The sequence below is a fragment of the Bordetella sp. MIP270_01_BMS genome, assembly GCF_054958705.1.
Window position 1 is genome coordinate 4,410,730 of the sequence record NZ_CM143297.1, and the last position, 20,574, is coordinate 4,431,303.

At 65.9% G+C, this 20,574-nt stretch carries 19 protein-coding genes; 9 read left to right on the top strand and 10 right to left on the bottom strand.

Features of this window, described 5'->3' with window-relative positions; translation table 11 throughout:
* Positions 1-277: 277 nt before the first annotated feature.
* Both ACV17W_RS20690 and ACV17W_RS20695 read left to right on the top strand, forming a co-directional pair.
* Positions 278-826: a hemerythrin domain-containing protein gene (locus ACV17W_RS20690; protein WP_462594240.1), complete on the top strand. Its 549-nt coding sequence runs from the start codon at positions 278-280 to the stop codon at positions 824-826.
* 69 nt (positions 827-895) lie between these two features.
* Entirely contained in the window at positions 896-2,806 is a 1,911-nt protein-coding gene (locus ACV17W_RS20695; RefSeq protein WP_462594241.1) for a SulP family inorganic anion transporter, read from the top strand.
* A 32-nt stretch (positions 2,807-2,838) separates the two neighbouring features.
* Here ACV17W_RS20695 and ACV17W_RS20700 read toward each other — a convergent pair whose 3' ends face one another.
* From ACV17W_RS20700 to ACV17W_RS20725, 6 genes are all read right to left on the bottom strand, one after another.
* A complete protein-coding gene (locus ACV17W_RS20700) occupies positions 2,839-3,603 on the bottom strand; it encodes an ABC transporter ATP-binding protein (RefSeq protein WP_462594242.1) in 765 nt (254 codons plus the stop codon).
* Complete coding sequence (locus ACV17W_RS20705; RefSeq protein WP_462594243.1) at positions 3,600-5,471, bottom strand: ABC transporter permease; 1,872 nt, start codon at positions 5,469-5,471, stop codon at positions 3,600-3,602. Before ACV17W_RS20705 ends, ACV17W_RS20700 begins: the two co-directional genes overlap by 4 nt.
* Positions 5,471-6,685 carry an ABC transporter substrate-binding protein gene (locus ACV17W_RS20710; RefSeq protein ID WP_462594244.1) on the bottom strand — a complete coding sequence of 405 codons (1,215 nt, stop codon included), beginning with the start codon at positions 6,683-6,685 and terminating at the stop codon, positions 5,471-5,473. The genes ACV17W_RS20705 and ACV17W_RS20710 overlap by 1 nt, the downstream gene beginning before the upstream one ends.
* A 91-nt stretch (positions 6,686-6,776) precedes the next feature.
* Complete coding sequence (rpmG, locus tag ACV17W_RS20715) at positions 6,777-6,944, bottom strand: 50S ribosomal protein L33 (RefSeq protein WP_003810296.1); 168 nt, start codon at positions 6,942-6,944, stop codon at positions 6,777-6,779.
* Between the two features lie 35 nt (positions 6,945-6,979).
* Positions 6,980-7,216, bottom strand: coding sequence for a 50S ribosomal protein L28 (gene rpmB / locus ACV17W_RS20720; protein WP_462594245.1), 237 nt, complete (start codon positions 7,214-7,216; stop codon positions 6,980-6,982).
* Between the two features lie 190 nt (positions 7,217-7,406).
* A complete protein-coding gene (locus ACV17W_RS20725) occupies positions 7,407-8,612 on the bottom strand; it encodes a multidrug effflux MFS transporter (protein WP_462594246.1) in 1,206 nt (401 codons plus the stop codon).
* A gap of 138 nt (positions 8,613-8,750) precedes the next feature.
* Here ACV17W_RS20725 and ACV17W_RS20730 point away from each other — a divergent pair, with 138 nt between their 5' ends.
* From ACV17W_RS20730 to ACV17W_RS20745, 4 genes are all read left to right on the top strand, one after another.
* Complete coding sequence (locus ACV17W_RS20730) at positions 8,751-10,013, top strand: class I SAM-dependent methyltransferase (protein ID WP_462594247.1); 1,263 nt, start codon at positions 8,751-8,753, stop codon at positions 10,011-10,013.
* Between the two features lie 528 nt (positions 10,014-10,541).
* A complete protein-coding gene (locus tag ACV17W_RS20735; RefSeq protein WP_462594248.1) occupies positions 10,542-11,543 on the top strand; it encodes an ABC transporter substrate-binding protein in 1,002 nt (333 codons plus the stop codon).
* A gap of 114 nt (positions 11,544-11,657) precedes the next feature.
* A complete protein-coding gene (locus tag ACV17W_RS20740) occupies positions 11,658-12,515 on the top strand; it encodes an ABC transporter permease (RefSeq protein WP_462594250.1) in 858 nt (285 codons plus the stop codon).
* The gene (locus tag ACV17W_RS20745; protein ID WP_462594251.1) at positions 12,512-13,741 is read left to right on the top strand and encodes a quaternary amine ABC transporter ATP-binding protein; all 1,230 of its coding nucleotides are present in this window, start codon (positions 12,512-12,514) and stop codon (positions 13,739-13,741) included. Before ACV17W_RS20740 ends, ACV17W_RS20745 begins: the two co-directional genes overlap by 4 nt.
* A 44-nt stretch (positions 13,742-13,785) precedes the next feature.
* Here ACV17W_RS20745 and ACV17W_RS20750 read toward each other — a convergent pair whose 3' ends face one another.
* From ACV17W_RS20750 to ACV17W_RS20760, 3 genes are all read right to left on the bottom strand, one after another.
* Complete coding sequence (locus tag ACV17W_RS20750; protein WP_462594252.1) at positions 13,786-14,754, bottom strand: Bug family tripartite tricarboxylate transporter substrate binding protein; 969 nt, start codon at positions 14,752-14,754, stop codon at positions 13,786-13,788.
* 68 nt (positions 14,755-14,822) lie between these two features.
* Complete coding sequence (locus ACV17W_RS20755; RefSeq protein WP_462594253.1) at positions 14,823-15,293, bottom strand: MaoC family dehydratase; 471 nt, start codon at positions 15,291-15,293, stop codon at positions 14,823-14,825.
* On the bottom strand, positions 15,290-16,537 hold the full coding sequence (locus ACV17W_RS20760) for a CaiB/BaiF CoA transferase family protein (RefSeq protein ID WP_462594255.1): 1,248 nt from the start codon (positions 16,535-16,537) through the stop codon (positions 15,290-15,292). The genes ACV17W_RS20755 and ACV17W_RS20760 overlap by 4 nt, the downstream gene beginning before the upstream one ends.
* Positions 16,538-16,607: 70 nt before the next feature.
* Between ACV17W_RS20760 and ACV17W_RS20765 the strand changes: the two genes are divergently transcribed.
* Together ACV17W_RS20765 and ACV17W_RS20770 are read left to right on the top strand one after the other, a co-directional pair.
* Positions 16,608-17,504: a LysR family transcriptional regulator gene (locus ACV17W_RS20765; protein WP_462594256.1), complete on the top strand. Its 897-nt coding sequence runs from the start codon at positions 16,608-16,610 to the stop codon at positions 17,502-17,504.
* 124 nt (positions 17,505-17,628) lie between these two features.
* Complete coding sequence (locus tag ACV17W_RS20770; protein WP_462596603.1) at positions 17,629-18,579, top strand: Bug family tripartite tricarboxylate transporter substrate binding protein; 951 nt, start codon at positions 17,629-17,631, stop codon at positions 18,577-18,579.
* Between the two features lie 15 nt (positions 18,580-18,594).
* Here the strand turns inward: ACV17W_RS20770 and ACV17W_RS20775 are convergent, their stop codons facing one another.
* Positions 18,595-18,969, bottom strand: a complete 375-nt coding sequence (locus tag ACV17W_RS20775; protein WP_462594258.1) for a tautomerase family protein — start codon at positions 18,967-18,969, stop codon at positions 18,595-18,597.
* A gap of 347 nt (positions 18,970-19,316) precedes the next feature.
* Here ACV17W_RS20775 and bktB point away from each other — a divergent pair, with 347 nt between their 5' ends.
* Complete coding sequence (gene bktB, locus ACV17W_RS20780; protein ID WP_462594259.1) at positions 19,317-20,498, top strand: beta-ketothiolase BktB; 1,182 nt, start codon at positions 19,317-19,319, stop codon at positions 20,496-20,498.
* Positions 20,499-20,574: the final 76 nt, after the last annotated feature.

A 20,574-nucleotide genomic window follows, 5' to 3' on the forward strand; every position in this document is an offset into this window, starting at 1 on the left:
CGGAACTTCGTATTTGCGCGAGTATTTCATCACTGAGTCTTTGCAAAACCTGTTGTTTTCCCGACAAAAAAAGGCGTTTTCACGGCTTCGGAGCGCCAGCTGTCGATGCCGCTTCGCTCGCTGCACGCCGTTGAAAGTGCGCGTTTGCGGGCCCTGGCAGTATGCTTGGACGAGGCCGAGGCCACGCAGCAGCAGCGTGATATCGGCTGGATGCAGGTGATGCCTGCGCGCGCGGCGACTTGCAGGCGGGCGCGCCATCGTTCAAAAGGAAGAGATCATGGCCGTGGATATTCCAGGCTTTTCGTCGCCGGCAGCCGGGCCGGAAGCGCCGCTGGAATTGCTGGCGGCGTGTCATGAGCGCATGGAACGACAGTGTGCGACGCTGCGCCGGCTGTCCGTGCATGTGGCGACGCACGGGCCGGACGCGGCCGCGCAGACCGCCGCCGCGAGCGTGCTGCGGTATTTCGACACGGCGGCCCAGCATCATCATTGCGACGAAGAAGAAGATCTGTTTCCGGCGCTGATCGAATCCATGGCCGGGTCGGACGCCTGCTGCCTGCACGCCCTGGTCGAGGGCCTTGTGGCAGAGCATCGCCAGCTCGAACGCGCCTGGCAGGGGCTGCGCGGCGCCCTGCAGGCTTGCAGCAGCGGCCTGGCGGCCGCACTCGAACCGGAGCGCGTGGAGGAATTCTGCGCGCGCTACGAGGCGCATATCAAGCGTGAGAATGATGAGCTGCTGCCGATGGCGGCCCGACTCATCGACGATCGCGCGCTGGCCGAGATCGGCCAGGCCATGCGGGCGCGACGCGGCGGCGGCGCGGCGTGATGCGCGCGCCGTTGCGTGCGCCTGTGTAAGCGTTTACGCTAGACGCCCGCCAGGCGGGGAGTCCGGCTCTTGGCCGGCGTCGATGACAACAGGGTGAAGCAGCGCGTGAACAAGCTGGCAAGCAGGATATTCGGGACATGGGTGCACGAAGTCGACCGCGGCACGTTGCGGGCGGACGCGCTGGCCGGCCTGCTGGGCGCCTTGCTGGTCCTGCCTCAAGGCGTCGCGTTCGCCACGCTGGCCGGCCTGCCGCCCGAGTACGGTCTTTATTCGGCCATCGTGCCATGTGTGGTGGCGGCCCTGTTCGGATCGAGCCGCCATGTGGTGTCCGGCCCCACGAACGCCAATTCTCTGGCCCTGTATGCGGTGCTGGCGCCGCTGGCGATTGCGGGCAGCCAGTCGTATATACAGCTGGCGCTGGCCGTCACGATCCTGGTGGGCATCATGCAGTGGCTGGTCGGCACGCTGCGGCTGGGCTCACTGGCCAACTTCATTTCCCCGTCTGCCCTGTTCGGATTCACGAGCGGCGCGGCCCTTCTGATCTGCGTGCACGCGCTGAAAGATGCGCTGGGCCTGGGCTCGATCGAGGCGCATGGCGCCGGGGCGGTGCTGCTGGGACTGGCCCGCGGGCTGCCCGACATGCATTGGGGAGCGCTGCTGGTGGCGCTTTCGACCATTGCGGCATCGCTTGGGGTGCGCCGCTGGAGCCCTCGCAAGCCTCACATGCTGATCGGGCTGGCGGTGGGCACGGCGGTAGCGGCCGGCCTGAACGCCTGGGTGTACGAGCCGGACGGAAGACCTATCTCGGTACTGGGAACGCTGGCGCAGCCATGGCCGCCTTTTCATATTCCGGACATCGATTGGGGCAAGCTCCCCGACTTGCTCGGGCTTGCTTTCGCGCTGTCCATCGTGGCGCTGGCGCAGTCCATCTCCATCGCGAAGGCGGTGGCAATGCGTTCGGGCCAGACCATCGACGCCAACCGCGAGTTCATCGGCCAAGGGCTGTCGAACATCGTGGGCGGTTTTTTCTCGTCGTACCTGTCATGCGGTTCGCTGAATCGCTCTATTCCGAACTATGAAGCGGGTGCGCGCACGCCGATGGCAGCTGTGTTTGCCGCCGTTCTGCTGATCGTGCTGGTCACGGCCAGTGCCCAGCTGCTGGCGCGCATTCCCCACGCCGCGATTGCGGGGCTTTTGATCCTGGTTGCCTGGAATCTGCTGGACCTGCCGCGCTGGCGTCACGTTGCGCGGGTACAGCGCAGCGAGAGCCTGATCGCCCTGGCGACGTTGGTGGCTACCGTCACCATACGCATGGAAATGGCCATCCTGCTGGGCACTCTGTTGTCGCTGATGGTGTATCTGCACCGCACTTCGCATCCCGCCATGCGCGACATGGGTTTCGACGCGCGTGATCCGGATCGTCATTTCGCGGTGCTCGACGGCCTGCCGGACGCCTTGCCGGAATGCCCTCAGCTGAAGTTGCTGCGCATGGAAGGATCGGTGTACTTCGGCGCGGTGGCCCACGTCGCCGACCGGCTGCAGGCCTTGCGGTCTGCGCCCGCGCCTCAACGCCACCTGCTGGTCATGGCCAAGAGCATGAACTTCATCGATCATGCGGGCGCCCTGGTTTGGGAAGACGAATTGCGCAAGCGCCGCGCCGCCGGCGGCGATCTGTATTTTCACCGGCCTCGGCCGGCGGTGATGCAGATGTGGCGGCAGCTGGGGTTTATCGATCGACTCGGCGAAGATCATGTGTTTCCGGACAAGCGCACGGCGATCGCCGACATCTACATGCGGCTGGATCCTGCCATCTGCGCCGGATGCAGCGCACGGATTTTCCAGGAGTGCGGCCCCTTGGGATATGCCGGCCAGGCATCGGCCCGTACTTGCGAGTCGGACGTTGGCGAAGATCGCGGCGCCGCCCCGTCGTCCCAGGTTTGCAATCGCCCGCAGGCGGGCGCCGAGCCCCGGGTCAATTAGTGAATGGCCCTGGCCGCCCGTCCGGCCTTGGCTTACCGGACAGCGTCCAGCGGTTCGGACCCCAGATAGGCCGCGCGCACGCGGGCATCGGCAGCGATGGCGGCGGGCGTGTCTTCGGCGAGCACCTGGCCGCGCACCAGTACGACGATGCGATCGGCATGCTGAAACACCACGTCCAGGCTGTGTTCGGTGAACAGCACGGCGATGCGGCGGGTATCGGCCAGGTCGCGGGTGAGCTGCATCAGGGCGTGCCGCTCGCTCGTGGCCATGCCGGCGGTGGGCTCGTCCATGAGCAGCAGGCGCGGCGCGTGGGCCAAGGCCATGGCGAGTTCGACGCGCTTGACGTCGCCATAGGCAAGTTCGCCGCATTGCCGGCGTGCCTGGCTGGCCATGCCGACCTGCTCGAGCAGGGCGAGGGCTTCATCCGCGCCATACCGGTCGGCACGCCGCCAGCCGTTGTAAAGCCTGCGGTCGCGCGCCAGCAGCGCAGTCTGTACGTTTTCCTGGACGCTCATCGAACGAAACGTCGCGGCCGTCTGGAAGGTGCGGCCCACGCCGCGACGCCAGATCTGCTGCGGCCGCAGCCCCACCAGTTCATGGCCGTCCAGAAGCACCGAACCCGCGTCCGGCCGCATCTGTCCGCTGAGCGCGTTGAAGCAGGTGGACTTGCCTGCTCCATTGGGCCCGATGAGCGCCAGCATCCGACCCGCGGACAGCGAGAAAGATACGTTGTCGAGCGCCCGGATGCCGCCGAACGATTGGCGCAGGTCTTGCACTTGGAGCAGCGGCGCGTTCATGAGGCAGGGCTCCGTCGGATAAATCCGGCCAGGCCGTCGGGACGGGCCAGCACCAGTGCCAGCACCGCCATTCCCAGTACCGCATGCCAGTATTCGGTAAGGCGGGCGGCGGTGTCCTGCAGCCAGGTGTAGGCGAAAGCGCCCGCGAGCGGGCCTACCAGCGCCTGCACGCCGCCCAGCAAGACCATGACCAGGCCGTCGACCGACCTGCTGACGCTGAGTACGTCAGGGGCGATGCTGCCCTTGGAATAGGCATACAGGGAGCCCGCGAGGCCCGCGGCCAGGGCGGCGGCCGTAAAGCCTGCCCACTGCACCCGCTGCACGTCGATGCCGATGGCTTGCGCACGCAGGACCGAATCGCGCGCGCCACGCAGGGCATAGCCCAGCGGCGAAAAGATCAGTCGGCGCAGCCAGGCGATTGCGGCCACGCACAGCACCAGGCTGGCGTAGTAATAGGCGGGGCCGGATGCCAGCCAGTCGGACGGCCAAAGGCCTATCAAGCCGTTGCTGCCGCCCACGGCTTCCCACTGGTAGGCCAGGGCCCACAGGATCTGCGCGCATGCGAGGGTGAGCATGGCGAGATACACGCCCGACAGACGCACGCAGAACCAACCGAACAACAGTGCGCCCAGACCCGCCGCCAGGGGGCCGGCGAGCAGCGCGACTTCCATGGGCACAGCTGCCAGTTTCAGCAGCAGCGCCGCGCCATACGCACCCAGGCCGAACCATGCGGCATGGCCGAACGATGTCATGCCGGCCGGGCCGATCAGGAAATGCAGGCTGGCGGCAAACAGCGCGGCGATGAGAATCTCGGTGAACAGCACAGTGAGATAGGGCCAGGCGGCATCGGCCAGCGGCAGCGCCATCAGCGCCAGCAGCAGCGCGGCATAGGCCAGGCGCCCGCGGCGCGAAATGGGGGCGAGCGGCCGGCTCGCGGTTGCAGCCGCCCCGGCAGGCTCGGGCGGCTTACCCATCAAGCCCCAGGGGCGCAGCACCAGCACCACGGCCATGATGGCGAACTCGGCCACGAGAGTCAGCTTGGACAGGTTGAATGTCCAGGGGCCAATCTGCGTCTGGCCCGCGAAGACGAACAGGGCTTTGGCCAGGCAGATCAGCAAAGCGGCCAGAAACGCGCCGGGGATGGAGCCCAGGCCGCCGACCACCACCACCACGAAAGCGCTGGCAATGATTTCGAGATCCAGGCCCAGCGTGGCGGGGGTGCGCGGGGCCGCCATGGCGCCGCCCAGACCCGCCAGGAAGGCTCCCAGTGCAAAGGCAGAGGTAAACAGCCACGCCTGGTTCACGCCCAGCGCCGCCAGCATGCTGCGGTTTTCAGCCGCCGCGCGCAATAGCCTGCCCCATCGCGTGCGCATCAGCAGCAGCCACAGCAGGCCGAGCACGACTGGCCCCAGGCCAATGAGCAGCAGATCGTACTGGGGAAAACGCCGGCCCAGGATCTCGACGGCGCCGGCCAGCCCGGGAGCGCGCGCGGCGAACAGGTCGGTGGGTCCCCACAAAGCCAGCGCGGCATCGCCGATGATCAGCACCAGCGCGAACGTGGCCAGCAGCTGGAACAGTTCGGGCGCGTGATAAATGCGCCGCAGCGCCAGAATTTCAACCAGAGCGCCCAGGAGCGCCACGGCGAGCGCCGCCAGGGGCAGCGCCAGCCAATAGCCCAGCGCGGTGCTGCCCAGCCAGGTAGTCAGCGTCCATGCCAGGTACACGCCAAGCATGTAGAACGACCCGTGGGCAAAATTGACGATGCGGGTCACGCCGAAGATGAGCGATAACCCCGCGGCCACCAGGAACAGTGCGCTGGCGTCGGCCAGGCCGTTGAGCAGCTGCAGCAGCAGCCCGGTCAGGTTCATCAGGGTGCGGGGCGCAGTTGCCGGACGTACTCGTCGGGCGGCTGCAGGCGGCTGCCGTCGAGATAAGAGAAGTCTTTCATGACCCCCTGACCGTCTTGCAGGCCGGTGACGCCCACGTACACGCCCATGGTGGACTGGTGGTCCAGCGGGCGATAGGTGATGGGCCCGAACGGCGATTCGACCTGCAGGCCCGAGAAGGCCTCGACGAGCTTCTCGGTGTCGGTGCTGCCCGCACGCTTGATGCCCGCCGCCAACGACATCAGAGAGGCGTAGCCGACGACTGAACCCACCTTGGGAGTTTCGTTGAATCGCTCGCGATAAGCCTGGGCGAAAGCCTGGTGCTCGGGCGTGTCGATGGCATACCAGGGGTAGCCGGTGACGATCCATCCGGTGGGGGTGTCGGCGCCCAGCGGCTCGAGATACTCGGGCTCGCCGGTCAGTACCGAAACCACGGCACGATCTTCGAACAGGCCGCGCGTATTGCCTTCGCGTACGAAGCGGGTCAGGTCAGCGGCGAACAGCACGTTGAAGATGGCGTCAGGCCTGGCATCGGCCAGGGCTTGCACGACGGCTCCGGCATCAATCTTGCCCAGGGGCACCGCCTGCTCGGCCACGAACTCGATGTCGGGCTGGAACGAGGTCATCATGGCCTTGAATGTGGCGATGGCAGACTGGCCATATTCGTAGTTGGGGTACACCAGCGCCCAGCGTTGCTTGCGCAGCGCCAGCGCCTTGGGCGCCAGCGCCGCCACGTGCATCCAGGTAGAGGGCCGCAGGCGGTACGTGTAACGGTTGCCATCCTGCCAGGTGATTTTGTCGGTCAGCGGCTCGGCGGCCAGGAAGAACACCTTGCGCTGTTTGGCGAAGTCGGCGAGCGCCAGGCCGGTATGCGACAGGAATCCGCCGAACAGCAGGTCGACTTTTTCGCGGCTGACGAGCTCTTGCGCGGCGCGCACCGAATCGCCCGGGTTGCCGTTGTCGTCGCGCCAGATCACCTGCAAGGGGCGGCCCAGTACGCCGCCCTGTTCATTGACCTGTTCGAGGGCCAGTTCCCAGCCTTTCTTGTAGGGCGCGAGGAAGGCGGGAATGGCCTTGTAGCTGTTGATCTCGCCGATGCGTATGGGCGGGGCATCGTTCTTGGCCTGCGCGGTGGGCAGGAGGGCCAGCGTGGCCGCGATCGCGGCGGTACGCAACAGGGTCAGAGGTCGGATCATGGCGTGGCGAAGCGCGTGAAGGGGCGGAAAACGGCGAAAAAAAACGGCCCCGCAGAGCAGGGCCGTATAACTATACTCAAAACCGGCCGAATTACTTCAGCTTGGTTTCTTTGTAGTCGACGTGCTTGCGAGCGACGGGATCAAATTTCTTGATCAGCATCTTCTCGGGCATGTTGCGCTTGTTCTTGGTGGTGGTGTAGAAGTGGCCCGTGCCAGCAGTGGACTCGAGCTTGATTTTTTCGCGGATACCTTTGGCCATGTCGTGCTCCTAGATGTCGATGAGGGAGGGCCGTGTCAGGCCACTTCGCCGCGGGCGCGCAGATCGGCCAGGACGGAATCGATGCCGTTCTTGTCGATGATGCGGATGGCCTTGGCGGAAACACGCAGGCGGACCCAGCGGTTTTCGCTTTCAACCCAGAACCGGCGCGTTTGCAGGTTGGGCAGGAAGCGGCGCTTGGTCTTGTTGTTGGCGTGTGAAACGTTGTTGCCCGTCATCGGGCCTTTGCCAGTTACTTGGCATACGCGTGCCATGGTTTTTTACCTCTAATCTGGCCGCGATGGGGAAGGAAAGACAGGTGGGGGCTTGCGCCCGTGCTTATACCCGCTGCCTGCCGCCCAATACACGGGTGGTGGTCGAAAGTGGCAGCCACAAAGCATAGCGACTGCTCACGGGAAAACTTCATGCGAAGCCTGCGATTCTAGTACAAAAAGCGTAGAAAAATCAAGCGACAGGGGTTTTCGCGCCCCGGGCGACGTGGCCCGCCAGCCACGACAGGCACGCGCACCCCGCCAATACGGTGGCCAGAGCCAAAGGCCCGGACCCCTGCCAGGCGCTGACCAGAAAGCCCGCGATGGCGCCACAGGAGAGTTGCAGCGTGCCCAGCAGCGCCGACCCGGCACCGAGCCTGGCTCCCTGTTCCGACAAGGCCAGAGCGGCGGAATTGGGATTCACGAACCCCTGGCTGAACATGTAGCCGATCAGGCAGGCCATGAGTACGGGCAGGGTCATCCAGCCCGCCAACGCCAGCGCCAGGGCAGCCAGGCTGGCCCCGGCCAGCGCGTTCAGGGCTCGGCGTTGCAGTTGCTCAGGCGTGCGGGTACGCAGCAGGCGGGCGCTGACCTGGGACCCGGCGATCAGTCCGGCCGCGTTGGCGCCGAACAGCAGGCCGTAGTGCTGCGGATCGATGCCATACACCTCTATGAACAAATGGGGCGAACTGATGATGTAGGCGAACATGCCCGCCTGCCCGAAGCCGCCGGCCAGGCTGTGCGCCACGAACCCGCGATGGCGGATCAGCGCCCCATAATTGCGCGCGATGCGGGCCACCCCCAGCAGTTGCATGCGCGACGGCGCGAGCGACTCCCGCATGATGCAGGCGGTGGCGACCAGCATGGTCAGGGCGCCGGCCGCCATCAGCCAGAACAGGCTGCGCCATCCCACCAGTACCAGCAACTGGCCGCCGGCCAGCGGAGCAAGAATGGGGGCCAGGCCCATGATGAGCATCAGCAGCGACATCGCCCGGGCGGCGTCCTGCGTCTCGTAGTGGTCGCGGATGACCGCCCGCGGAATCACCACGCCCGCGGCTCCGCCCAGGGCCTGCAATACCCGGCACAGGATCAGCGTCTGGACGTTGCCGGCCAGCGCGCACCCCACGGACGCCACGGCGTACAGGGCCAGTCCGGCCAACATGGGCTTCTTGCGACCGTAGCGGTCGGCCAGCGGCCCGTAGACCAGCTGGGCCAGGGCCATGCCGACCAGGTAGGCGGCCAACGTGCGCTCCACCTCGCCCCGCGATACCTGGAGGTTGCTGGCGATCGCCGGAAAGGCCGGCAGATACATGTCGATGGAGAAGGGGCCGATCGCCGTCAGGGCGCCCATCAGGATGAGCCAGCCGGGCAGGTAACGGGATAGGGATTGGGGTAGCATGCGGTGGGGATCGATCCATGCCGTCGGGCACAACGACCGGCGGCGGCAAGCCGACGACTGTATCACGGGTTCTGGCCCCTTACGGGCCGCAATCCTTTCCGATAAAGTTGCCGGGTTCTTTCATATCGGGGAGAAGCTGTGAATCCTTTGCTGTCTGTTGTAGAGCGCAAATTGCAGTCCTTGCCGGTTTCCGTGCAACTGGAACTGCCCGATGGAACTACCGTGGGATCCGCCGATGCGCAAGTGCGCTTCGTGGCGCGCGACAAGGCCGCGCTGGCGCACCTGGCCGAAGGCGAGGTGGGCGTGCTGGGCCAGGATTACGTCGAGGGCCGCATCGACATCCTGGGAAACATGCGGCACGTCATGCAGGCGGCCGCGGCCCTGCTGCCGGGTTCTCCGGTCGACGCGGCGCGCGGGGGCTGGCTTACCGAACTGGTTCGCAGGGTCATCTCGGTGTGGCGCCACTCCATCGAGCGCGACGCCAAGCAGATTGAATTCCACTACGACCTGTCCGACGATTTCTACGCGCTGTGGCTGGATCCGCGCCGCGTGTATTCCTGCGCGTACTACCGCACGTCGGACATGAATCTGGCGCAGGCCCAGGAAGCCAAGCTCGATCACATCTGCCGCAAGCTGCGCCTGCAGGCAGGCGAGCGATTTCTCGACGTGGGCGCGGGCTGGGGCGGCCTGCTGCTATGGGCCGCCGAGAACTACGGCGTAGACGCCACCGGCATCACACTCTCGCGTAACCAGCATGCCTACGTGAACAAGCTCATCCAGGAAAAAGGGCTGTCGGGCCGGGTTCGCATGGAACTGCTGGATTACCGCAAGCTCGACGAATCCCGGCCCTACGACAAACTGGCTTCGGTGGGCATGTTCGAGCATGTGGGCCGCGCGCAGCTGCCCGGTTATTTCGCCAAGTTGCGCCGCCTGGTGAAGCCCGGTGGCCTGATCATGAACCACGGCATCACCGCGGCCGGGCTGTATAACAGCGAATTGGGCAGCGGCATGGGCGAATTCATCGAGAAGTACATATTCCCCGGCGGCGAACTCACCCACATCAGCAGTGTGCTCGAAGCGGTCACCAATGGCGGGCTGGAGACGTTCGACGTGGAAAACCTGCGTCCGCACTATGCCCGCACTCTGTGGGCTTGGAGCGACGCGCTCGAGGCACGCCTGTCCGAGGCCGCGCAGGTGCTGCAAGGCGAGCAGGGTGCACGTTCGCTGCGCGCCTACCGCCTTTACCTGGCCGGCTGCGCCATGGCGTTCGAACACGGCTGGATAGCGTTGCACCAGATCCTGGCCGCAAGCCCGCCCACCACGGGCCGTCCTGACGAACTGGACAACCCGGCCGACCTGGCGTATCCGTGGCGGCGCAGCTATATGTACGACGCGGCCTGAGCGAGGCGTCACGGGGCCGGGCGCGCGCCCGCCCCGGCTGCAGGGCGCCCGCTCGGCCGGCCGGCGCGGCCGGAAACGGTCTCGTCAGACAGGGCGGGCCGGCGCCGCCCCCGGAGGCGCGAAAAGTTGTGCAATCGAAATAAAAAGAAACTGAATGTTTTGTGAGCGCGACGTCCTGCGACGCCACGCTCAACGGGGCGCTTGCCCGGGCAACGGGAGCTTCCGTCGCCGCGTTATCGCGTTGTTTGTATCCGTTCTTTACGGGCGCCGGCTTGGTTGACATGACAATTTCGGCTAAGATGCCGCCTTCTTCATTCAGTTTCATTCAATTTACTGTCAGTCCGTCGGTCGACTCCGATTGATCGCCGGGCTCACTGTCTGAACAGTTGCCGCCGCCCCCGGCCGCGACTTGTTGCTAGTGTCGGTTTGTATTGGCGGTTCTGCCCGTCTTCCGCACAACCCCCTTAGCTCCACGGCATAGCGCAGACCGTCTGCAGCTGTGTCCTTGTACCTATGGAGGCAAAAGCCATGCGTTTTACCCCTGTCAGATCTTTGGCCGCCGCGGCGGTGTTTTTTGCGTTCGCCGGTGCCGTGCAGGCCGCCGATGCGCCCAAATGCGAGCTCGATCGTCCCGTCAGGTTCGGCGGCATGAACTGGGAGTCCAACCTGGTGCTCGTGGATATCGAGCGCTTCATCATGGAAAAGGGCTACGGCTGCAAGACCGAAACCCTGCCCACCGAAACCTTGCCTGCGCTGGCCGCGCTTGAACGTGGCGACCTGGACATCAATACCGAGGTGTGGCTGAACAGCGTTGCCGAACCCTGGGGCCGCGCCGAAGCAACCGGCAAGGTCAAGCGCATCGGCGACTTATACATGGGCGGCGAAGCCTGGTTCATTCCGCGCTACACAGCGGAACGCTTTCCCGAGCTGAAGTCTGCCGCCGACCTGCCGAAGTTCAAGGATGAATTCAAGGATCCGGAAGAGCCAGGGAAGGGGCGCTTTTACGGTTGCCCCGCAGGCTGGGGCTGCGAAGTGGTGAGCACCAATCTGTTCCACGCGTTGAAGTTGGACGATACGTATACCCTGTATTCGCCCGGTACGGGAGCCGCCCAGAAAGCGGCCCTGATGTCGGCATACAAGCGCAAGCAGAACGTGGTGTTCTACTACTGGTATCCCACTCCGCTGGTGGGCGCGCTGGATCTGGTCAAGCTCGACATGCCGGCGTACGATGCAGACAAGCACAAATGCCTGACGGCGCCCAAGTGTTCCGATCCGCAACCAAGCGCCTATCCCGAGAACCCGGTGTTCACCGCCGTCAATGCCGGCTTCGCGCAGCAGGCGCCGCAGTTGACCGAGTTCCTGTCCAAGGTGTCCGTGCCGCTGCCCCAGGTCGACGAAACCCTGGCCCACATGGAAGAGTCCGGCGACGATTCGGCCGCCGTTGCCCAATGGTTCCTGAAGAACAAGTCCGACGTCTGGACCAAATGGGTGCCTGCCGAGGTCGCCACGCGCGTCCAGGCTGCGCTGTAAGCCAGTCCGCGCGCCGCGCATTGTCGCGCGGCGCAGGCTGGCCGGCGCCAAGGCCATGCTGCGGGCCCCGCCGCCCCTTGGCGTACGGGCCCGGGCATGTCCCAAGGAGTTGCTATGTTTCCTGAAATCATTCCGCCGCGCGCCGTGCGCGGCGCCATCGACTCGTTTGTCGATCATCTTGTTACCCAATACGCCGATACCCTGGAAATGCTGTCCCAGCCGTTCCTGAACGTGCTGGTATGGCTCGAGCAAGTGTTGCGCAGCACGCCCTGGTGGGTCGTCGTGGCCGTGACGGTGGCGATCGCCTGGGGTGTCAGCCGCCGCGTCGGGCTCAGCCTGGCCATGGGAGCGCTGCTGTGCGTGATCGGCGTGCTGGGCCTGTGGGACGCCGGCATGCAGACGCTGGCGTTGATGATCATGGCGGCCAGCCTCTCGGTTCTCATCGGCATCCCGGTCGGAATACTGATGGCTCGCGCCAACTGGCTGCGTTCCATCATGCTTCCGATTCTGGACGTGATGCAGACCATGCCCAGCTTCGTTTATCTGATTCCGGTCGTGATGCTGTTCGGCCTGGGCAAGATTCCCGCCATCATCGCCACCGTGATCTACGCCGTGCCTCCGCTGATCCGGCTGACCGACCTGGGCATACGGCTGGTAGACCGCGAGGTTCTCGAAGCCTCGCGCGCGTTCGGGGCGTCGGCGCGCCAGCAGTTGTTCGGCGTGCAGTTGCCGCTGGCGCTGCCCAATATCATGGCCGGCATCAACCAGACCACGATGATGGCCCTGTCGATGGTGGTGATCGCTTCGATGATTGGTGCGCGGGGCCTGGGCTACGAAGTGCTGCTGGGCATCAATCGGCTGGAGGTGGGTCGTGGCCTGCTGGCTGGGCTCGGTATCGTGGTGCTGGCCGTTCTGTTCGACCGCATTACACAGTCTTATGGGCAACGCGTCCGCAAGGGAGGCCAGCGATGAGCAAGATCGAGGTCAGGAATATCTACAAGGTCTTCGGCTCGAATCCCGCCAAGTGGCTGCCGGCGGCCCAGCAGGGCATGAGCAAGGAAGAACTGCTGGCCAAGAGCGGCCATACGCTGGGCCTGCGCGACATCAGCCTTTCTATTGAAGAAGGCAGCATCTACGTCATCATGGGGCTGTCGGGTTCGGGGAAGTCCACGTTGATCCGGCATTTCAACCGCTTGATCGAGCCCAGCGCGGGGCATATTCTGGTGGATGGCGTGGACGTGGTCAGCCTGGGCAAGCGGGATCTGGAAACGTTCCGCCAGAAGAAAATGAGCATGGTGTTCCAGCGCTTCGGCTTGTTTCCCCATCGTACGGTGCTCGAGAACGCCGCCTACGGCCTGACAGTGCAGGGCCTGCCTCGCGCCGAGCGCGAACAGCGCGCCCGCCATTGGCTGGACCAGGTGGGTCTGAACGGCTTCGAGGCGCAGTATCCGCATCAGCTTTCGGGCGGCATGCAGCAGCGCGTGGGCCTGGCGCGAGCGCTTGCCACGGACGCCGAGATCCTGCTGATGGACGAGGCGTTCTCGGCGCTCGACCCGCTGATCCGCCGCGAGATGCAAGACCATCTGCTGCAATTGCAGGCCAAGCTGAACAAGACCATCGTCTTCATCACGCACGATCTGGACGAGGCGCTGCGGCTCGGCAATCGCATCGCCATCCTGAAAGATGGCGAGCTGGTGCAGGAGGGCACGCCGGAAGATATTCTGCTGAATCCGGCCAACGACTATGTGCAGGCATTCCTGCAGGATGTGAACCGCACCAAGGTGCTGAACGCGGCGCATGCCGTGAATCCCCCGCGGCTGACCCTCACCATGCGTTCACGCCCGGCGCACGCACTGGACCGTATGCGGGCGTTGAACTTCGAGTATGCGCCCGTGCTCGACGGAAAGCGCCTGGCGGGCGTGTTGACGGCCCCCATGGCGCAGCAGGCCGTCGACGCCGGTGGCCGCGATGTCTCGGCCTACGTGGAAGACCTGGCTTCAGTGCCTGCCACCGCGGGGCTGGACACGGTGCTGGCACGCCTGGTGCACAGCGACCAGCCCGTGGCCGTTACAGGCGAAGACGATGAGTTCATCGGCATGTTGTCGCGCAAAAAGGTGGTGGACCTGGTGACGCCGGCACTGGTCGAGCAGCCCTCGGCGGCCGAGCCGTCCAACGCGGAAACGCCCACGGCCGCCTGACCGGCGGGCCGCCATAAGCAGGGGCGGCGGCGGCCGCGGGCCGGTTATTCCAGGCGCACCTTCGCGTCCTGTATGACGTCGCGCCATCGCGCGATTTCCGAACGGATGTACTCGGAATATTCTTGCGGGGTGGCCCCCAGCGGCTGCGCGCCTTGCGCGGCAAGTTGCTTCAGCATCTGGGGCGACTGGAGCGCCTTGCGGATTTGCGCATTCAGGGCATCGATGATGGCGGGCGGCGTGCCGGCTGGAACGACGACGCCCTGCCAGGCTCCCATTTCGAAGCCCGGCACCACGGTTTCCGCCAAGGTAGGCGTATCGGGCAGTTGCGGGCTGCGCGCCTTGCTGCTGACCGCCAGCGCCTTCAGCTTGCCCTCGCGGACGAATCCCAGCGAGTCGTTCAGCGTATTGGTCATGAATTGCACCTGCCCGCCCACCAGGTCGGTCATGGCCGGCGCGCTGCCACGATAGGGCACATGCACGGCATCGATACCGACCGAGCGTAGAAACAGCAGTGCGCCCAGGTGCGTGACGTTGCCCGCCCCGGCCGAGCCGTAGGACAGCTTGCCCGGATGGGCGCGCGCGTAGTCGACGAACTCGCGGACATTGCTCGCGGGCACGGAGGGGTGGGTCAGCAGTACCAGCGGAATGACAGCCGTGGATGACACTGCGGCGAAGTCGCGCACGGGGTCGAATGGCAGGTCGCGGTACAGATTGGGGCTCAGGGCAATCGACGACGTGTTGTACAGCACCGTGTAGCCGTCCGGCTTGGCGGACGCGGCGTACTGCATGCCGATGTTGCCGTTGGCGCCGCCTTTGTTTTCCACGACGAAAGACTGGCCGGTCTGATCTGCCAGCTGCTTGGCCAGTACCCGCGCCACGAGGTCGGTGGGGCCGCCGGGGGGAAAGGGCACCACCACGGTGACCGGACGCTCCGGCCACGCGGCCTGCACGGGGATGGCCGAAGTGGCGCAGGCGGCCGTCACCGCGGCCAGCATTTTCAGTATGGCGTTCATGTCATCTCCTTTTCTGCTTGTTATCCTGGCGCTTCAGGCGCCAGTTGTGGGGGCGCTGGCGGGTGTCGTCATGCGGGCCGTCCGGCCAGCAGGCGCGTGGCGCTGTAGGTCATGACGACTGTGCCGTGCTGGTTGCGAACTTCGATGGCCGACTCGACCACGGCCCGGTTGTGCTTGGAGGTAGGCCGCAGCCCGGTGACTTCGACGACGGCCTCGATGGTGTCGCCGGCCACCACGGGGGCGTGCATTTTCTTGTGCACTTCGAGCAGCGCAAGGCCGGTGCCCTGCACCATGCCCTGCATCAGAAGCCCTTCGATCAGGCCGTAGGTGAGGGCGCCCGGCGCGGGCCGGCCCCGGATGGCGCCTCGGTCGTAGGTCGCGTCGATGAAGATGGTCTCGAGCATTCCGGTGACGCTGATGAAGTTGACGATATCGGTTTCGGTGACGGTGCGACGAAACGTCCGGAACCGCTGGCCGACCTGCAGGTCCTGCCAGTAGTAGCCTTGGCCCAGCAGCGGGGGCAATTCTTGTTTGTTCATGTAGCGGGTTCCTCGTCGGGGGGTGGGGCGGCGTGTTGAGGGTCGAAAGCGGCGCCGCTGGAAATCAGGCCTTCGATCAAGTCCGGGGCCAGTCCGGCCTGGGCCAGCACCTGGCGGGTGTGCTCACCCAGGCGCGGCGGCATCACGGCGGGCACCTGGGAATCGCGCAGGCGTACCGGGCTGCGCACGAAGCGGTAGCGATGGCCGCTCGCGCTTTGCAGCGGCACGAAGAAATCGACGCTGCGCAAGTGGGGGTCGTCTTCCAGGTCATCGAGGCGGTTCACCGGCGCGGCGGGGATCTCGAGCCGCTTGCACAGATCCAGCCAGAACGCAGTACCCTCGCCGGCGACGATGGTGCCCACGTGCTCGTACAAGGTGTCGATGTGGCGCGTGCGAGCGCCAATATCGGCAAAGCGCGGATCGTCGGCCAGGTGGGCATGGCCGCTCGCCGCAAAGAAGCGGCGCCAATGGGTGTCGGTGTACGGCATCATGCACAGCAGACCATCGGCCGTCTCGTAGGGGCGCCGCCATGCCGCCAGGACCCGCGGATAGCCCGCCGGGCCCGGATCATCCTGCAAGTGGCGCCCGTAGAAGTGCTCCACCAGCAGATACGAGGCCATGGACTCGAACATGGGTACTTCCAGCTCCTGTCCGCGGCCGGTACGCTCGCGCTGAAACAGCGCCGCAAGAATGGCGTGAGCCGCCACCAGGCCGCAGGTCTTGTCCGCCGCGATGGTGGGTAAGTAGCGCGCGGTGCCGCCTTGGCGCTGGGTGATGTCCGCCACGCCGGCCAGGCCCTGAACGATGTCGTCGTAGGCGGGCTGGCCGGCGTAGGCGCCGCCTTCCCCGAACCCATAAAGGCCGGCATAAACCAGCCGGGGATTGCGCGCGCACAGCGTCTGCGGATCGAGTCCCAGGCGCGCCATCTTGGCCGGGCGCATGCTGTGCATCAGCACGTCCGCGCCATCCACCAGAGCCAGCAGCGCGTCGCGCGCGCCGGGCTGCTTCAGGTCAAGCACGATGCTGCGCTTGTTGCGGTTGATGCCGAGGAATATGGCGGCCATGTCGGGCTCTTGCTGCGGACCGGTACGGCGCGTGGAATCTCCGCCGGGCGGCTCGATCTTGATGACGTCTGCGCCGTAATCGGCCAGGATCTGCGACGCATAGGGGCCGAAAACAATCGAGGTCAGGTCCAGCACGCGCACCCCGCCCAGGGCGCCGTGTTCAGTAGGCGTAGTGGTCATGCGCAAATCCTAATCAGCCTGCGCATAAGCGTCTAATATGGCGATCGTATGGCGTGATATGGAATTTGATATGGCTATCGATCTGCGGCAGCTGCGCCAATTGGTGACCATCGCCGAATGCGGCAGTTATCGGCGCGCCGCCGAAGCGCTGCACATTGCCCAGCCCGCCCTGTCCGTTTCCATCCAGAAGCTCGAGCACAGCGTCGGGGTGCTGCTGCTGGAACGCGGGACCAAGGGCGTATCGCTGACGCCGGCCGGGGAGGCCCTGATGGAAGACGCGCGGCGGGCGCTGTTCCACGCCGACCAGGCGCGCCAGTCCGCGCGCCGCGTCGCGCTGGGCGAACTGGGCCGCCTGCGCCTGGGCTTCGTGGGGTCGGCCACATACATGCTGCTGCCGCGCTGCCTGCCGCCGTTCCGGCGCCGTTATCCCGATGTCGAGCTCGAGTTGCGCGAAGACAGCACGTTGCGGCTGGCCGAAATGCTGCGTGCCAATGAGCTGGACGCCGGGCTGGTGCGCGGCCCGCTGGCCGAAGACGCCACACTCTCGAGCTGGGTCGTGGAGCGCGACAGCCTGATTCTGGCCGTGCCTGCGGATCACCGACTGGCGAGCGGGCCCGTCGCGTTGCAGGACGTCAGGTCCGAGCCGTTCGTGACATACGCGCCCGACAAGGTCCCCGGGCTGCACGGCGTGGCCCAGGCACTGTGCCGCAAGGCAGGCTTTTCACCACGCGTCAGCCAGGAGGCGATCCAGGTGCAGACGCTGGTCAGTCTCGTGGCCAGCGGGCTGGGAGTCGCGCTGGTGCCCGGCGTCACGCGGGCCTACACCACGCCGCATGTCGCTTTTGTCGACCTGCTCGATGCAGACGCGCGGGATGCACTGGCCCTGTCCCTGGTGGCGCCGCGCCAGACGACATGCGCCCCCGTCACGAAGCTGCGAGACCTCATGCTCGAAAGCCCCGGCCGATAGCAATTCGATATGGCGGGCTAATGAATCACTATTAGACGTGCCGCTTTCGCCCTGCGTACCCTGGCCCGGTGCGGGCCATTCCTGGCCCGCCGGACCAAACCAGGAGACAACGTTGAAGAACCGAATGCTGGGTCTGGGCATCTTGCTGTGCGCGGCCATGCTGGGGCCGGGCGCGCAGGCGGCGTATCCCGAAAAACCCATACGGCTGATCGTTTCCTTTCCGCCCGGCAGTGGCACCGACAGCAACGCGCGCTATGTGGCGCAGCAGATGGAGGCGAGGCTGGGCGTGCCGGTGAGCGTGGAGAACCGGCCAGGTGGCAACAGTTTCATTGCGGCGCAGGCGGTGGCCACTGCCCAGCCGGACGGGTATACGCTGCTGTTGGCGAGCAATTCGCCGGTAGCCACCAATGTCGCCATGTTCAAGCAATTGCCCTACGACCCGGTGCGGGATTTCACTCCCGTTGCGCGACTGGGGTTCGGCGCCATGGCGCTGGCCGTGCAGGCTGACGCACCGTATCGGACCGTGGCCGACCTGGTCGAGGCGGCGCGCCGCGAACCCGGCAAACTGAACTATGGCAGCGGCAGCGCTTCATATCAGATTGCGACCGAACTGTTCCTGTCGATGGCGGGTATCCGGGCGACCCACGTCCCTTATAAAGGGGCAGCGCCGGCGCTCACCGACCTGGCGGGCGGCCAGGTCGACATGGTCTTTGCCGACTATGGCGCCGTCATACCATTTGTACAGGCGGGCAAGATGCGACTGCTTGCGGTAACTGGCGACCAACGTCTGCCCAGCGATCCCGATGTCCCCACGTTGCAGGAATCCGGTTTTGCGGGCTATTACATGGTGAACTGGACCGCGGCCTTTGCCCCCGCGCGCACGCCGGGGCCCGTGATAGATAAGCTGGCCGACACCCTGGTCGACATTTATCGCACCGCGGATGCGGAGGCATTTCTGGCGCGCACCAGCTGGGTGGCATTTGCTGCTGGGCCGGACGAACTGGGCGCGTTCCAGCGGGCTGAGATCCGCAAATGGGCCGACGCTGCCGAGCGCGCGGGTATACCCAAGCAGTAGCCGGCCGCGATGCCGTCAGCGTCCGGCCGCCTGGGCAGAGATGCCGCCCGCCACGCCCATGTCGGTCTTGGGCACATCGGTGAGTATGACCCGCACGTCCTGGCCAGAGATACCCACGCTGGTCTCGGCGGCCTGGTTCAGGGCACCGATCAGCGCGCTTTTCTGCGCTTCGGTGCGACCGCTGATCAGGTGTACATGGATCAAGGCCATGGTCCGGCCGATTTCCCCGGCCACGATCACATGTTCGGGCGGCACTTCTTCGAGCACGGCGCGCACTGATTCCAGCGGCGCGCCAATGCTCTCGACCACGGCCCGCGAGCAGTTTCTGAGCAGCTCGGATTTTTGTTCGGCGCTGTGGCCCTTCATGATCTGAATATTGAGAATGGGCATGGGTGTGTCCTTGCAGAAGAGGGCCGGGCGGCCTTCATGTCTGAGCAAAGCGGGAATCATAGCAACATGCCGGGGCGCCGATGACGCAACGGTATCGCCCCGGCGCGCAAACAATATTGGAGGCACGGCAGGTCGGGCGCATACGCTGTCCGGTTAGCAGCCGGCGGCGAGCGTGCCATGCCGGTGGCCATGATCAAGACGCCCGAGCACGCCAGGGCGGTGGCCGATTTCGCCGCTCGCCGCGCCGCGAAGCGCCGCTGACGCAGGCGGCTGCGCCGTGCTGGCGCGTTATCATCTTCATGAGGTAATTTGCCGGCATGGGGCCGGCAGCTGTATCGGAGATCGCCATGAATGAAGTCGTTGTCGTCGCCGCCGCCCGCACCGCCATTGGCGATTTCGGCGGCGCGTTGAAAGACGTGCCGCCCATCGACCTGGGGGCGGCCGTCATCAAGGAAGCGCTGGCGCGCGCCGGCGTCGAGGGGGCCGAGGTGGGCCATGTGGCCGTGGGCCACGTCATCAATACCGAGCCGCGCGATATGTATCTGTCGCGGGTGGCCGCCATGAACGCCGGCATCGGCAAGGAAACGCCAGCGTTCAACGTGAATCGCCTGTGCGGGTCCGGCCTGCAGGCCATTGTGTCGGCCGCGCAGACCATCATGCTGGGCGACGCCGAGGTCGCGGTGGGGGCCGGCGCGGAAAGCATGAGCCGGGCGCCGTATATTGCTCCGGCTCAGCGCTGGGGTGCCCGCATGGGCGACGCGGCCATGCTCGACATGATGACGGGTGCGCTCTCCGATCCATTCGGACGCATGCACATGGGCGTGACCGCCGAAAATGTGGCGGCCAAGTTCGGGATCACTCGCGCCGACCAGGATGCCCTGGCCGCCGAATCGCACCGTCGGGCCGCCGCCGCCATCGACGCCGGGCATTTCCGCGAACAGATCGTGCCCATCGTGATGAAAACCCGCAAGGGCGAAGTCACCTTCGACACCGACGAGCATGTCCGTCGGGATGTCAGCGCGGAAAGCCTGGCGAGCCTGCGGCCGGTGTTCAAGAAAGAAGAGGGCACCGTCACCGCCGGCAACGCGTCCGGCCTGAACGACGGCGCCGGCGCGGTGGTGCTGATGAGCGCGGCCGCGGCCGAGCGGCGCGGCGCGAAGCCGCTGGCGCGCCTGGTGGCCTACGCTCATGCGGGCGTCGACCCCGAAATCATGGGCATCGGCCCGGTGCCCGCCAGCCGGGCAGCGCTCGAGCGTGCCGGCCTGAGCGTGGATCAGCTGGACGTGATCGAAGCCAACGAAGCCTTCGCGGCGCAGGCATGCGCGGTGTCGCGCGAGCTGGGTTTCGACCCGGCCAAGGTCAACCCCAATGGCAGCGGCATCAGCCTGGGGCATCCCATCGGTGCCACGGGGGCCATCATCACCGTCAAGGCCCTGTACGAACTGCAGCGGGTGCAAGGCCGCTACGCGCTCGTCACCATGTGCATCGGCGGCGGACAGGGCATTGCGGCCGTGTTCGAGCGGGTATAGCCGGTTGAAGTGAGCACGCGGCCAGCCCGCCCGCAATCGGGGGGCGGCCGCTGCCTTGCGGCGTCGGAAGACCACG